Source organism: Ktedonobacter racemifer DSM 44963, assembly GCF_000178855.1.
GTDB lineage: Bacteria > Chloroflexota > Ktedonobacteria > Ktedonobacterales > Ktedonobacteraceae > Ktedonobacter > Ktedonobacter racemifer.
Genome location: NZ_ADVG01000004.1, coordinates 557,611 through 571,823, shown reverse-complemented (window position 1 = coordinate 571,823; position 14,213 = coordinate 557,611). Strand labels below are relative to the sequence as shown.

Genomic DNA, 14,213 nt, shown 5'->3' with positions numbered 1-14,213 from the left:
TCGACACAGGAATACCAACTCGTCTGAATGCTCCAAGTGCGGCGGATAATCTGCCTGTGTTAGAATGAGGCGTATCTATAAAGTAAGAGAAAAAGGAGATGCTGTATGACGCAACTGGTATCCATGACCGAGGAGCAATTTGAGCAGTACTTAAGCCATTCCATTCGAGAGTATGCGGAGGACCATATCAAGGGAGGGCGCTGGACGGCTGAGAACGCTTACGAGGAGTCGCGAAAAGAATTTCAAAACTATCTGCCGGAGGGGGTGCAGACGCCAGACCACTATTTATACTCGATCTATGATGAGCAGCGCGACGCGCACGTTGGCATCCTCTGGTTCGCGCGTGTCACATGGAGCGCCGAGCCAATGGCCTTCGTCTATGACGTCAAAATCGATGAGGCCCATCGCAGACACGGCTATGGCTCACAGGCCTTCCAACTCATGGAAGAGAAGGTGCGCGAACTTGGCCTCTCCTCCATTGGCCTGCACGTCTTCGGCCACAACAAGGGTGCCCTCCAGATGTATGAAAAGCTTGGCTATGTCCCCACCAACATCAACATGCGCAAGATACTGGGGTAGCTAACTTATAGGGTCAAAGCTGGCATGGATTGGAGGCCCACAATTCATCGTTGGCGTGCCCACAGGCCGATACCTTAGAGCTGATCGAGAAGGTAGTCGATGAGCATGGGAGCGAAAGGAGCGATGCCCTTATATTGCAAGACTTCAGGCGGGGTCGTCTGGAGGACGCCCAGGAGGGTCCTGGCTTGCTGACCGTTTTGCGCGATGGTGGCTATGGGTTCCTGGTAGGTGTGGATGGTGAAGAGAATACCCTGTGTGCGAGGCAGACGGATGAGTGCCTGGCGTTCTACGCGTAGCAGGCAGCGCGCGCCAATCGTGTCGGATGTGAGTTCACGTTGCGCCTGTGCCACCTCGTGAGCATATCTGGGCGTGAGATTGAGTCTGGGGATGTTCTTGATGGCCCAGTTGAGACGCCAGGCGGGCCTGCCAACCTTTAAGCGTTCCAGCAAGAGGTAGGACGAGCGTCCGATGTGCTCCGCGAAGAGCGGTACCTCCTGGTGAATAGCTAAGAACGACTTGCCAAGTTTCTCCTCCAGGCACCAGGCATTGGGGAAGCAGAGCTGGCCCGCGACCAGGGGGATGCCCTGTGTCGTATCGGCGCGCAGCAGAAGCAAGTCTTCCTGAACCTGCCTTCCCAGCCAATCCAGGGGCGCATAGGGGAGGCTGGTGGCCTGGCCCATTTCAAACGTCGTCACCTCTTGAAGCAGGCTATTGTGCCATGTCACTTGCTTGCCGTTCTTCGTTAGTGAGAAATAGTGGGGGTAGTCGCGGGCAAGCTGCTCTAAAAGCAGTTCCACGACCTCCCATTGGGCGGGCAAGGTCTCCTGAGGGGCGTGCAGATAGTGATTCTGGTCGTCTGCCAGGAGTGCACGTTTGAGTTGTATCTCAGGTGCATAGTGATCGGCATCAATCTCGATAAGGCGACCGTTTTCCAGGGCCTGTGTCCCCATAGCCATAGAGAAAGTGTCAGCCTTTAAAGGAAAATAAGGAAACACTGTCGTCCTCCCTCTGCCCTCTGGTTATAGAATGTGGTGGGGAAGTGCCTCAGGCACTTCCCCACCACATTCTATAACCAGAGACCCGCCGATGGCTAGCTAATATCTCTCTAGATGCCTATATATCAATTAGAGGGTGACGAACGAGACACCACTACCGGGCGAGAAGGTCCAGTAGGAGAGGATACCAAAGCCGCCGCCACCGGCATACCAGTTGTAGGTGCTGACATAGACGCTGCCATTTGAGTTGATGTGCTCGACGATAGCCACGTGTCCATAGCCGCCAGCGCCCTGGACGCCGGGTTGCAGCACGATGATAGCGCCAACGGAGGGACTACTGGAGACATGCCATCCATAGGCTGCGGCCTGTCCCGACCATTGCCAGGCGTCGCCCAGCCAGGGAACCCACACGTTTGTAAGCTGGTGGAAGCGGTACGCCGCCCAATAGGTACACTGACCCTGGAAGAAATGGTTGCCAGAGCCACCAAGGGTAGGTCCAGGGGTGACACCGGCATAGGTGGGAGCGGGAGCAGGTGCGCTACTGGTCTTGGGTGTCTGCCGGGGAGGCTCATAGCCATCCTGTGTCACCGCCGTAGCGGTCGCTGCCTGTTGAGCCAGCAGTGCCGAGTTATCCCCACTCGAATTATACATCCCATTTGTGCTTGGGGAGGAGCTGCCTGTTCCAGTGTGTGCGCCCACATCGCCAACGGCGGCCACAGCCATCAGTGAGCCAGCCATAATAAAGAGCAGGAGCGCGGTAACCGTCACATGGAGCATCAAGCGCCTGCCCTTGGGCTGAGGCGGAAGCATGCCAGTGCTCTGTTTACCTGACCCCTTGATGACCACGGGGATGCGTAGGGCCGTTGTATTGCTCCGGTACGCACTGGTAGCGAATGGCTGAGTTGTACCAGGGGTCTTCGTGGTATCGAGGATAGCTTTCAGCGTACCGGTCGTATAAATAGGGCCTGTATTAGGCTGGCTTGTTGTGGTAGGCGTGGGGGGGAGTTGTGATATCCCGTCGGTTGTAGTTATATCGGGGAAAGGAAGCTGTTTTATCTCATACGCTTCCTCCTGGTTGGGAGCCTCCTGAATGACTGGATTGGAAGCTACTTTGGGTTCCCAATAACTCTTTGAATTACGCTTTGAGCGACGTTCTAAAAACGACATACTACACTTAATCCCTTCCAGAATCTGAAGTGTCCCTCAGGACAGTTACAGATGGCTTACAAGACCTCCCTAAAACCCAGACCTCCTCTTTTTAGCTGACCGGGAAGCCCAAATGTATGTAGCGCAAGGCGAGTATTCGTTCGTTACATCTAAACTGCCAGAGCGCATATACTAGGCGGCGCACCATAGCGCTCCTACAAACTGTATCCGAATGGGTATGGATCGGTCAAGTTGGATACGTTTATCCAGGACCTTAGAACTATGTCAGCGTGTCGCGCCTTAACCCAGATTTTGCGTCTGTGTTTAATGGAATACCAAATTGTTGAGGCAAAAGAGTGACCAAAACGCTTGCTTGAAACGTTTTTTATTGTGGAAGTATGGGCGGGAATAATTTTCTGGTGGGATGTGTTTCCTGTAGTAGAGACAACCTCAACTTTAATGTTTTGTTATTGAAAAGCAATCGTGAACGCCGCTTCGCAGCGGCTAGCTCCGCTCACACGATTGATCTGCAGCCTCTGAATATGTACACGTATAGTAAAAAAAGACCACTTATTGAATATGGGTATTCCCTAATGCTGTTATTTCCACACGCAGCCAGCAAAGGAGATTTATTATGGCAACTATCCTCGCACTCCTGCTCATTGTCCTGATCGCTGTGGCGGCCTTCGGCTTTATGACTATTTCCTATGAGATTGAGAAACGCACCATCGATAAACAACAGTGCGGTGAATAAATAGAAGCAGCAAAAGAGGCTGGACTGATCTACTAGATCAATCCAGCCTCTTTTGCTGCTTCTATTTATTCACCAGGAGAAGAGTTCGATGACGTAGCCGTCGGGGTCGCGGACGTAGAGTTGGGTGACGCCATCGCCACGGGGTTTGGGGCCGCCGACGATCTCGATGTTGTGGGCCTTGAGGTGCTGCTGGGCTGCTTCGAGGTCCTCGACTTCGAAGGCGACATGGGTGTCGCGCCCAAGGGTGAGTTCATGCTGGGTGTAGCTGCCAGCGTAGATAGCGTCGACGCGTCCAGGGGTATCCTCGCCGATGAGGTGGATAATGGCGCTCCCCTTTTTGAGCCAGGCACCAGGGAAGTTGAAGCTGCCCGGGCGAGCGATCTCCTCCATGCCAAGCACCTGGGCATAGAATTGGCGCGAGTGCTCCACGTCGCGCACGTATAAACTGACGTGATCAAGTCGGCGAATCTGCATAAATGTAGGCTCCTTGCATTATGTTAGGTATTGTCTTCTGGCAAGCTTACAACAAAACACGAAAGCGCCGCAATGGGCACTCGTTTCGATTAAAGGGGAACCTCGCTGACTTGCTGGAGCTTATTGCCCAGGACCAGCAGAAGGTGTGTGTTATCAGTGGACCACTGGAGGACGCCAGGGTCAACTCCACTTTGTGGGAGAGGCACAGTCTTTGTATCCTGGCCTGGTTTGACCGTGATGGTTCGCAGGCGTGCGCCCGTCGCGCAATCGTATAATTCTATGCGCGTGGCCGAGAAGTTATAGCGCGCCAGCAAGCGTCCGTCAGGCCGCCAGGCATAGGAACCTGTTCCTGGTCCCTGAATGAGCAGGCTATTGAGCGCGTTGTCGTGGACCCGGATGCTGGGCAGGACATTGGTTTCGGGGGGCGTGGCCGAGAGATGCTCATTGAGGTGTTCGACATGCGAGGACCAGGCGAACAGCGCCAGGTAGCGGCGATCCGGAGACCAGGCGAAGAAGGTGGTGCTCCAGCTAAAGCGGGGTTGTAAAAGGCCGTTTTGGGGTTGGATGAGGCCAGGTTGCCAGAGCGTGAAGCCCTGCCCCTGTAAGGGGAGGCCAACGGGTTGCGCAGATTCATCCTGGGCAGGATGAGCCAATAACTGGCCATTCTTGCCCCAGGAGAAACGTGGCGAATCCCATATAATCTCCTGAAGAGCCTTTTGGGCTGGCAGGACGGAACCACTCTGCAAATCCCAGACGGCGTATGACAATGTATCTGAGAGAAAGTTATCCTGGTTTTGTTGCGCGAAGAGTACACTGATAGCACCAGATGCCTCGTTTAGTTGCCAGAGTCCCCAGAGGGCATTGGGATAGACGAGGGTGGCAGGCCGTGACAGGGAAATTTCAAAGGCGCAGATGAGTTGTTTGCCATCAGGTGACCAGGCAATTTGTTGGTATTGCACATCCAGAAAGTTCTGGGTGGGGAGCTTCTGGGCTATAGCTTGATTGAGGATCATGCTGTACAGGGTGAAGCGCTTTAATGCCTGCTTGTTGCTGGCTCTAAAAACCTGTATCAAGGCGTCACCGGGTTGCCGTGAGGGAGGAGAGAGTGAGGGCTGAAGGCAGTATTCGCGTTCCAGGGTAGCGATACGCTGGTTATCGGGGGAGAGCGCGGCGCTATAGCAGGGAGTGCTGGCCTGGACTGTGCTGGCTTTAGCGACAGACTCCGGTGCTCTGGAAGTATTTATGAATAAAGCCCAGGAGCCGCTCATGATGATGAGTGAGACAAAACCGAGCAAGACGACCAGTGTTACCAGCGATGCCTGAGTTTTGCGGCTTCGCAGCCAGGCAGGAAGATCGAGCGTAGCGGTTCGCCGTTTGAGGGCCTTTCTATAGACATTGAAAAGAAATGCTTTTTTTGCTGGTGTGTGGCCCTGTCTTTCTGGATCGTCCAGATCGACTACCTGTAGCTCATACTCGTCATTATCCAGGAAAGAATCTTTCTCATTCTTGCTCATAGCACATCCTTGTGGTGCTTTATAATCAAAATAAGTTCTGATACATACTGACTTATTAATGCAATCTGACAACTTATATCAGGAAATAGTCTGTACTTGTATCACAAAGTATCTATACTATACGACAGTTTTAGAATGAATTTCGAGTGCATTGTGGGGGAAACGAACCGTGGCAAGTGTGAAGACTCGCCGCGGTTCGTTTTGTTGGAGCTTAGGGCATGTTGTTAAATGGTCCAGGAGTGACGGTACCATAGAGATTAAGGAAGTCAAAGAAAAACTAAATATTAGTGGAGCAATGGTACTCAACTATGTGAAACAAGGAAAAATAAAACATGCAGTACCACCTGGGAGAAAGCATGGTTACTACCTTGAAAAGGACGTGGAGAAACTTGCCAGCGAACTTCAAGCATTTTTTGATCTTGAAGAAGAAACCGAAAATACCGAATTTACAGTAGCAACAGCAGCAGATATACCGGCATGCATTGCTCTGAATAGAGAACTTTTTGATATCAAAAATACCGAGGCGGTCAAAGACAACCAGCGCTAAACCCTCTGCATACGAGCTATCATTCACAAACCGTGTGATTTTGCCCTTGGCTCCTTTGGGCCATTGTCCGATGACTTGCACACGTTCATGGCGATGGTAGGGTAGTGAGTGCCGCGGATATCAAGGATGGTTATCTCTCTCCACGCGCTTCTGCTTCTTGCCACATGCGCGCTTGAGCCTTGCGTACTCGTCTGTGTTCTCTTCACGACTTTGGTGCAAGAATGATGAGCAAGAGAACCAATGCAAGAATGATGAGAACAGGGATCATGTCGTACTTCTCGCTAACCTTGTCGCATTGTGAGCATCAGCGGCCCCTGTGGGGGAGGTCGGCGCCCCTCTCTGCAAGTGTACTCTCGGCGATAGCGCAGAGAGAAGGCTCGCACTTTGTTGGAGGTCTAGCGCGCGTTATGCACAAGGTCACGGGCTGGCTCGCATATATGTGTAGAAACTGTTCAGGGTGGGGGATCTGAGCCGCAGTTGCTTGTTCTGCTGCAGTGTAGCTACCAGCATTTGACTCCTCATCCACGTGCGATACCTCACGGCGCTTTTGCTGTGCTCTTTTCTATGGTTGAAGCTCTTCTATAATGGAAGTGTGAGCAGCATCTCAGCGGCGCAAAGAGAGAAGGCTCACACAATATGTAGACGTGTAAGTATTAAAAAAAGATGAGGAGAGTTTATCAATGTTAAAGCACATACGAAACGTCAGCCTGCTCATGGCTTTTCTCGCTCTCGCATTTGTGATCTGTCTGACCTGTCAGCCACAAAGCGTTTCCCATGCCAGATCTCTTACCGTCTTGGACGGCTCACCTTCGCAGGAGAGTACGATGGACTCGCCTTCGCAGCAGAGCACGATGGACTCGCCTTCGCAGCAGGACACGACGGGCTCATCTTCGCAGCAGGACACGACGGGCTCATCTTCGCAGCAGAACACGACGGGCTCATCTTCGCAGCAGAACACGACGGGCTCATCTTCGCAGCAGAACACGACGGGCTCATCTTCGCAGCAGAACAAGGCTGGCTCATCCTTGCAGCAGATTGTGGGTGAGTTATTCGGGCAGTAGAGCGCACCAACTCAACGCATACCTTAGCGCGTTGGTGAGCAAATCCTTGGCTCACACCGTTAAAAGAAATTCTATGGCTCTCCTGCAATGTATGTGACACGTTCTGCAATACCATGAGTATGCAAAAGTTGGTCTGGCTCCAACAAGTACATTCTGAAAAGAGCATACTCTTGAGAAGCTCATGTTTCACACAAATTGCGGGAGCGCCACTTAATTCGCAAAGAAACCATGCGTCGCAGCCGCACCACCCGGCATGGAACTGAGGATGAGACGACAAAAAGCTCTTGCTATCCAGGAGTTCCAGACGAAGCGTCATGCACCGTAGGTGCACCATTCAGAATGAAAAAGAATTCGATGGACGAAGTTGGTACACTACGGAGGAAAGATCCCAATACTAAAAACGATGGAAATAATAAGGCAGTCAAGCTTGAAGACGAAGCTGTCTTCGGGTGTCTGGAAGAACCACTCATTGTTGCTCCCATCAGGGAAGCACGTAGAGGAAAATCTCATGTGGAAAGACGCCCTGTTGGTGATCTTTCAGAGCAAGCGTCGAATCAGTTTTCAGGAGGAACATCTCTGGAAGTCGTGTCCCCACAATGGAGGTGAGCTGTAAGAGAGGAACTGACTCCTTTCCCATCGCAAATAAACAGAAGATTCAACAACGGCTCGTTCGCCCATTGGAACGCCTAGGTAATACGGTCATCTTGCAGCCTTAAGCCAAGACAACCCCTGCCTAAGCACTCTTACATCATCTGAACAATTGATACGGAAGGTTCAGATCTGAGGGAGAGATTTTTGTCTCTCGTGCCAGGTTTTCAGAGGAATTTACAGAAAACCGAGCGAGAAAGCCCCGGTTCATTCATGCCGGGGATGAATCGCTCTTCCTTGTTGGGAGGCTTGGATGGGAGGTGGCTGCTTGTGATGCTCATTCCTCCTGCTCGTTAGCACTCTCCGCTTGACATACCGCTTTTTTGAGGTAAAATACCCTCATAGCATTCAACGGAAGGTCAGTCAGCCCAGATGAAGCGGGCCAAGACGCCAACATTTCTCATCGAGTTCCCCCTCCAGGTCGACTGGAGCAGCGAACGACAGCTGCGTGCGCATCTGGAAGCGGCACGCTGTCTCTATAATGCGCTGCTCTCTGAAGGCAACACACGGCTCCAGCAGATAAGGCATGACCCCGCCTGGGCGAGTGCACGCGCCATCCCTCGCTCCAGGCGAGAGGAACGCGCGCAGGCCTTCTCTCAGCTGCGCAAGAAGCATCACTTTTCCGAATACGAGCTGCATGCCTCTGCCAAAACGGCCCGCGTCTCGTGGCTTGCTGACCACATTGATGCCACCATGGCGCAAACCCTGGCCACCCGAGCCTATCAAGCCGTCAATCGTGTCTGTGTCGGCAATGCCAAACGGGTGCGTTTTCGAAGCAAGGGGCGTGGCATCGATAGTGTGGAAGGCAAGCGCAACGATGTCGGCCTGCGCTTTGTGCTTGACCCCAACGCTGGGGACGGTGGCTTTCTCATCTGGAACCAGCTGGTCATCCCTGCCATCATCAACTGGCTGGACCCGGTGATCCAGCATGGATTGCGCCACACGATCAAGTATGTGCGCCTGGTCCGTCGCAAAGCGTCCTCTCCGCAAGCGAGAGGGGCTGATGTTGAGGGCAACCGGTATTCTGTGCAACTCATCTTAGAGGGGTACACCTTTGTCAAGAAAAAGCACGAGAAGATGGGCACCCAGACCATTGGCCTCGATATTGGCCCCCAGACGCTCGCCATCGTCCCACGTGAGGGGAAAGCCCAGTTGGTGACCTTCTGTGAGCAACTCGCCCCCAATGCCCGCAAGAAACGACGCCTCCAGCGTCAAATGGAGCGGCAACGCCGCGCCAACAATCCCGAGCACTATGATGAGTTGGGACGCGTGAAGAAATCTGGCAAGAAGCGCTTGCGGTGGAACGAGAGTCAGCGGTACAAGACCACGCGTAGGCAGCATGCCACTGCGGAGAGAAAACTGGCCGCCCACCGCAAGAGCCTGCATGGCAAGCTTGCCCACGACATCGTCAAGGTGGGAAACACGATCACCTTAGAAAAAACGTCGTTTGTGGCATGGCAGAAGCAGTATGGGAGAAGCATCGGACTTCGCGCCCCAGGGATGTTTGTAGCACATCTGGCTCGCATAGTTGCAAAAACTGGCGGCACCCTGAGCGAAGTTTCTGCCTTCAAGACCCGACTCTCCCAATATTGTCATGCCTGCGGAGCCTACGTCAAGAAGCTCAGATCTCAGCGCTGGCACCACTGTTCCTGTGGCTGTGGACCGGTGCAACGCGATCTGTACTCGGCCTTCGCGGCTTTCTCACCTGGAACGCGAAGAGACCATCCCCTCTGTCACCCAGTCAGACTGGGAAGGTGCGGAGCCGCGCCTGCAAGCCGTGATGGAGGATCTGCACCAACGTGCGAATGAAGGGCATGTCTTGCCCCCAAGCATGGGCGTGGTGGCTTCTGGCAAAGCTGCCCGTGCGAGAGCGCGTCGGCTCGAAAGTCCTGCCTATCCCCACCAAGAGCCGCTCTCCCTTTCGGGGGAGAACGGAAGCGTTGGGTGAGCAACAGGAACCCCCGCGCATTCATGCCGGGGAGGTCTCAGACTATGGGTGAATGTCCAGCCTCGCTCGAGAAACGGTTCGGCGAGATCTCGCAGACTCACCTTGTACCGGAGCCGCCAAAGGACAACGAGGAGGACGAGAGCAGGAGGATATTCCAGGGAGTTGAACGGTGTTCCCGTTCGCTCAGGGACCGGTTTGCTTGCCACCTGAGCAGTGCAACGTCCGAGAGCCACATGCGGTTTTCTTGGTCTGTGCGTTGATGATGGTTGAAGAGCAGCGTGGGCAGTTCCTGAATCACTCCTCATCAGAGAGGTCTTGGTTCTCCGCATACCTCACTAACGATCTCCAAGCCAGGTCTTCTTCTGAGCTCTGACACTTCCCTATCCCCCAGGAGTAGCGTAGATGACTGAGCAAAAAGCGGCTGGCGTTTTCTTTCGCCAGCCGCTTTTTTGTTGCCTGATTTAGAGGTACAAACCTGATGGATGCACAACTTAGTCTGGTTGCCAACCAGCGGAAAAGCTCTCTCCCACGCCTAACCCTTGCAACTCCTCGATTATCTCTTGATCGAGGAGGAAGCTTGGAGCAGGAGCGTCAGATGCCCCCTTTTTTGTCGCAGGCGTGGGACCATTTGCATCCGCAGTGAGCGCCAGGTAGGGGTGCTGGCCTGTTTCTAACAAAAAATCAATGGGTGCTCCCAGAACACGTCGCGCCAAGCGTGCAAGGTACGTTGAGGAGAATTCCCCATACTCGCCTACCTCATTGTCTGGACCCGCCTTGATTAGTTCGATCAGTGACCCTGCCACTACACACTGGCGTAAAACCTCAGTCGTATCCGACCCACTTTTTGCGCTGATTGCCTGGACCATTTCCCAGGCTTCCCCTGGGATATTTTCGATGCTGATTGGGTACTTGCTACTCATCTTCATCTCTTTACCTCTCGCCTGCCGCGGCTGCTGCCTGCTGTGTATCGTGGCGCGATATCGCCTGCTGTGCCTCGCGGCGCAATATCGCCTGCTGTGCCTCGCGGCGCGATATCGCCCGCTGTGCTGACGCCTGGGCGAGCACTAGTCCGCCAATAGCGTTGAGGAAAGGCGCGATTTCAGGCGGGACAAAGTAGAAGGAATCCGCTTTGCGATGTGTGTTTACCAGGTGAAGGAGGGTATCATGAAGAAGAACACTTCCCCCGCCAGTAAACATCAAGAACGACTGACCATATTGTAAGTATTTCACTATGAGGCTGTTCAGATTGTCTACACGACTTGCGATGACCTGACTCACTATGTCGTTAACAGGTTGTCTGTGTCCGCCAACGGAAATCATGCGGTTCAACAGAACATGCTGAGCTTCTGCATCAGAGAGTTGAATGGTTCTGTATTGTTGACGAATAGCCTCGCTAACGCCGCGCGCAATAAGAATGGTGCCCTCCCCGATTTGCTCCGCATTCATCCTCAGTTTGGGACGAGACTCGCCACTGCGGGGTGTAATTTCCACTTCACATATGTGGAACTGTCCCCCCCCGATGTCGAGTGTAATATGGCGATCGATATTGGTCGCAATAGGTGCTCCTTCCAGTGTGTAGTACCAGGCACAGAAGGACCCGAATGTTTGTCCATAGGGAACAAACTCGACAAAGCAAAGATGCCAGGTAGTTTCCTGCCCTTGCTCGTCAACACGCACAACCTCAAACGGCTTGTTGAAGATGTACTTGAGTGCTTCGCGTGCTTCGGGGGTTGCACCATTTCGATCAACTTCCTCCGGGGGCAAGCCAATGGAGAGAAAAATATTGAACTCACCCTGACCGCCCTCCATAAGCTTTCCTGATGCATCGCGCTTGCCATGTCCCGCCCTGACCAGCAGTTCTACCTGGAATGCGGCTATGAACCGCTGAAAACGGTGATCTGGAAACCGTTCAGGAGAGAAACCGACCGGTAAGCTCTCTGCTTTTTTGGTCTCCAGGGCATCGTCACCCATCCAAAAATCCTCTGATCCGTTCACTCGCCATGTGATCCGGCCATCACCGCCCCGTAGTTTCTTCGCCGGGGTATATGCGGTAGGCACTCGCAATCTGGCGAGATAGGGAGCGTTCGCTATTGGCATGACACCTTTTAACGCTTCATTGCCATTGTCAATACAGGCCATCTTCGCGATGACTGGCGACCAAGAGAATGTCTCGCGATTCCAACGCTGGGAAGGGACCTCTGCTATTAACCCCTGGTCCTTGTTGTTCAGCAAGGGAGTACCAGATACCACTTTAGCCAGAAGACTGTCAGGGTGTGGATGTTGTGTCTGGACTTCTACAAAAGTTGCCATGAAAATTCCCTCTTGTACGACTTTCTTTATTATTTCTCTTTTTCTTGCTGGCATGCAACTTACCTTTGTCAGGGTCATGCGTGCCATAAGCATCTCATACAGTTCTCTTTTTAAGATACCCCACGGGCGCAAAACACATTCATCAATAAAATATTCACGGAGGATATCAAAGTTGTCGCCATAGAATAAGGTGTTCTCAGTAATTGCACGAGCCATCCGCAGTCCCTTTCAGCGCAATCAATTAGAAATTATTCATACTCTGCAAGTATATACAAAAATAAAGGCATATAGGGATATTTTAGTATATAGTAGACTATGGAGATAAAACTGCTATAGTTGAAATCCAAGAATAATTGGTCAGATCCAAAGAAAACGCATAAGGTGTCAAAATCAGGTGTCAAAAACCATTTAAGGATTCAAAAAAGAGGCTGGAGAGCGTGGATAGAACTGTATCCATGTTATATGATAAGGATGAGAAAACAAAGGAATGTCGATAAGAAGCGGTTTCATGCTTTAGCTGTAGTCTTCATTGCGAGAGAACCTTCGCGCCTGCGGCACTCAGGGTAAGGGTCATGGGCGTGTAATGCGGGCAGCGCCCGCATTACACGCCCATGACCCTTACCCTGAGGCGAGCTTGCGAGCCGAGATAAATAGCATGCATGCAACCATTGACGTGGTAGATGCATGTATCTATACTTGGTAATAGTAAAGAACGGAATCGTCTCAAAGACGAGAGGAGAGAAGGAACTTGAAATCACTGCGTTTGACTTCTGGTATGCTCTTAGCGTTCATTCTTGCCATGGGGAGCTTATTGGCGCCTGTGGCTCATGCTGCTACGCGCGATGCGGCGCCTTCTGGAGAGTTAAATGGCGCGCAGCGCGCGGCCCTCTACGCTATAGCGGCTCAGACATGGCGCTTCTTCGATGCTGATCTTGACCCCAATACGCATTTGCCACTCGACAACATTGGCTTTAATGGAGCACCCGCACGGGGTGCCTATACCTCGCCAACCAATATAGGGGTTTACTTCTGGAGTGTTGTCGCGGGCGAGGATCTCGGCTTTATCTCACATAAGCAGGCCCTTCAGAGAGCTAACGCGACCTTGAGCGAGGTTGAGAAGCTGAGTAAGTGGCAAGGCTTCCTTTTTAGCTGGTACGACACTGGTACTGGTCATAGGATATCTGGACCTGGCGGAAGCGACCAGGAGGGGCAGCCAGTGCAGGGCGCTTTTATCTCTACAGTTGACAATGGCTGGTATGCAACGGGCCTAATTCTGGTTCGCCAGGCCTTCCCTGAGCTGGCGCAGCGGGCCACAGCGCTGTTTGACGCAATGGACTTTGGCATCTTCTACGACAATGGTGACCAGAGCACGAATATTACCGCTGGCCAGATGTATGGAGGGTATAATGCTGACCAGGGACCCGCTACCTTCCATTATGGTATGCTCAATGCCGAAACGCGTATTGCTGCATACATTGGTATTGGCACCCATAAGATGCCCGGCGATGTCTGGTGGCGCACATGGCGTACGCTACCTGCCGATTTTACCTGGCAGGGGCAACCACCGCAGGGTTCTAATGTGACCTATACAGATCCCCAGTCGGGTAAGCCGTTTACCGTCTTCGAGGGTCACTACAGCTCCAATAACATCAACTTTGTTCCCAGTTGGGGTGGGAGCATGTTTGAAGGCCTGATGAACAATCTGATCATTCCCGAAACTACCTGGGGAAAGCACAGCTTTGGCTTGAATGATCAGCACTATGCTCAGGCACAGATCGCCTACGCCAAGCAGACGTTGCATTATCCCGTCTGGGGTCTCTCGCCAGCCAGTACGCCTGATGATACCGGGAATTACCTGGCATATGGAGCTCACGCCCTGGCCTCCAATAGCAACTGCTGCCCCTATGACGAAACAGCAGTAACGCCACACGCTTCATTTCTTGCGTTGACGGTGGCACCCCAGGATGCCTTTAAGAACCTTGAGGAGCTACTCGTGCGCTATCCCTCGCTATATGGGCCGTATGGGTTTTATGATGCCGTTAATCCGACAACGGGCACAGTTGGACATCGCTACCTGGTACTCGACGAGACTATGATCATCGCCGCGCTGGATAATGCATTACGCGGAGAGAAAATGCAACAGCATTTTATGCAAGATCCCGTTATCGCTGCGGCCCGCCCCTATCTGGAGGGCGAGCACTTCTCCATATAGAGCACTTTTGCTCATAACAGAAAGA

The 14,213-nt window shown here is 52.7% G+C and carries 10 protein-coding genes and 2 pseudogenes; 5 read left to right on the top strand and 7 right to left on the bottom strand.

Going from position 1 to position 14,213, the window contains the following annotated elements:
- Nucleotides 1-105 precede the first annotated feature (105 nt).
- Complete coding sequence (locus tag KRAC_RS44165; RefSeq protein WP_007918520.1) at nt 106-579, top strand: GNAT family N-acetyltransferase; 474 nt, start codon at nt 106-108, stop codon at nt 577-579.
- A gap of 74 nt (nt 580-653) precedes the next feature.
- Here KRAC_RS44165 and KRAC_RS44160 read toward each other — a convergent pair whose 3' ends face one another.
- The 4 genes from KRAC_RS44160 to KRAC_RS44145 all read right to left on the bottom strand — a co-directional run bounded on the left by KRAC_RS44160 (nt 654) and on the right by KRAC_RS44145 (nt 5,462).
- Complete coding sequence (locus KRAC_RS44160; RefSeq protein ID WP_157507888.1) at nt 654-1,535, bottom strand: heme-dependent oxidative N-demethylase family protein; 882 nt, start codon at nt 1,533-1,535, stop codon at nt 654-656.
- Nucleotides 1,536-1,703: 168 nt separating this feature from the next.
- Nucleotides 1,704-2,741 (bottom strand): CHAP domain-containing protein, encoded by a 1,038-nt coding sequence (locus tag KRAC_RS63780; RefSeq protein WP_007918517.1) that lies wholly within the window; start codon nt 2,739-2,741, stop codon nt 1,704-1,706.
- An 802-nt stretch (nt 2,742-3,543) separates the two neighbouring features.
- Nucleotides 3,544-3,948, bottom strand: coding sequence for a VOC family protein (locus KRAC_RS44150; RefSeq protein WP_007918513.1), 405 nt, complete (start codon nt 3,946-3,948; stop codon nt 3,544-3,546).
- Between the two features lie 89 nt (nt 3,949-4,037).
- Nucleotides 4,038-5,462, bottom strand: coding sequence for a WD40 repeat domain-containing protein (locus tag KRAC_RS44145; RefSeq protein ID WP_007918512.1), 1,425 nt, complete (start codon nt 5,460-5,462; stop codon nt 4,038-4,040).
- A gap of 169 nt (nt 5,463-5,631) precedes the next feature.
- Here KRAC_RS44145 and KRAC_RS44140 point away from each other — a divergent pair, with 169 nt between their 5' ends.
- The 3 genes and pseudogenes from KRAC_RS44140 (at nt 5,632) to KRAC_RS44130 (ending at nt 9,666) form a co-directional block, all read left to right on the top strand.
- Nucleotides 5,632-6,009 carry a MerR family transcriptional regulator gene (locus tag KRAC_RS44140; RefSeq protein ID WP_007918511.1) on the top strand — a complete coding sequence of 126 codons (378 nt, stop codon included), beginning with the start codon at nt 5,632-5,634 and terminating at the stop codon, nt 6,007-6,009.
- Between the two features lie 680 nt (nt 6,010-6,689).
- Nucleotides 6,690-7,070, top strand: coding sequence for a hypothetical protein (locus KRAC_RS44135; RefSeq protein ID WP_007918509.1), 381 nt, complete (start codon nt 6,690-6,692; stop codon nt 7,068-7,070).
- A gap of 1,020 nt (nt 7,071-8,090) precedes the next feature.
- A pseudogene (locus KRAC_RS44130) lies at nt 8,091-9,666 on the top strand (nuclease/transposase family protein).
- A gap of 44 nt (nt 9,667-9,710) precedes the next feature.
- On the opposite strand, the pseudogene KRAC_RS80235 reads toward KRAC_RS44130, so the two are convergent.
- From KRAC_RS80235 to KRAC_RS44115, 3 genes and pseudogenes are all read right to left on the bottom strand, one after another.
- A pseudogene (locus KRAC_RS80235) lies at nt 9,711-9,930 on the bottom strand (IS6 family transposase); the annotation flags it as partial.
- Nucleotides 9,931-10,157: 227 nt separating this feature from the next.
- Nucleotides 10,158-10,586 carry a hypothetical protein gene (locus KRAC_RS44120; RefSeq protein ID WP_040447146.1) on the bottom strand — a complete coding sequence of 143 codons (429 nt, stop codon included), beginning with the start codon at nt 10,584-10,586 and terminating at the stop codon, nt 10,158-10,160.
- Between the two features lie 10 nt (nt 10,587-10,596).
- Nucleotides 10,597-12,192 carry an acetate and sugar kinases/Hsc70/actin family protein gene (locus KRAC_RS44115; protein WP_007918502.1) on the bottom strand — a complete coding sequence of 532 codons (1,596 nt, stop codon included), beginning with the start codon at nt 12,190-12,192 and terminating at the stop codon, nt 10,597-10,599.
- A gap of 532 nt (nt 12,193-12,724) precedes the next feature.
- On the opposite strand from KRAC_RS44115, the gene KRAC_RS44110 reads away from it, so the two are divergent.
- Nucleotides 12,725-14,188, top strand: coding sequence for a glucoamylase family protein (locus KRAC_RS44110; RefSeq protein WP_007918501.1), 1,464 nt, complete (start codon nt 12,725-12,727; stop codon nt 14,186-14,188).
- Nucleotides 14,189-14,213 lie beyond the last annotated feature (25 nt).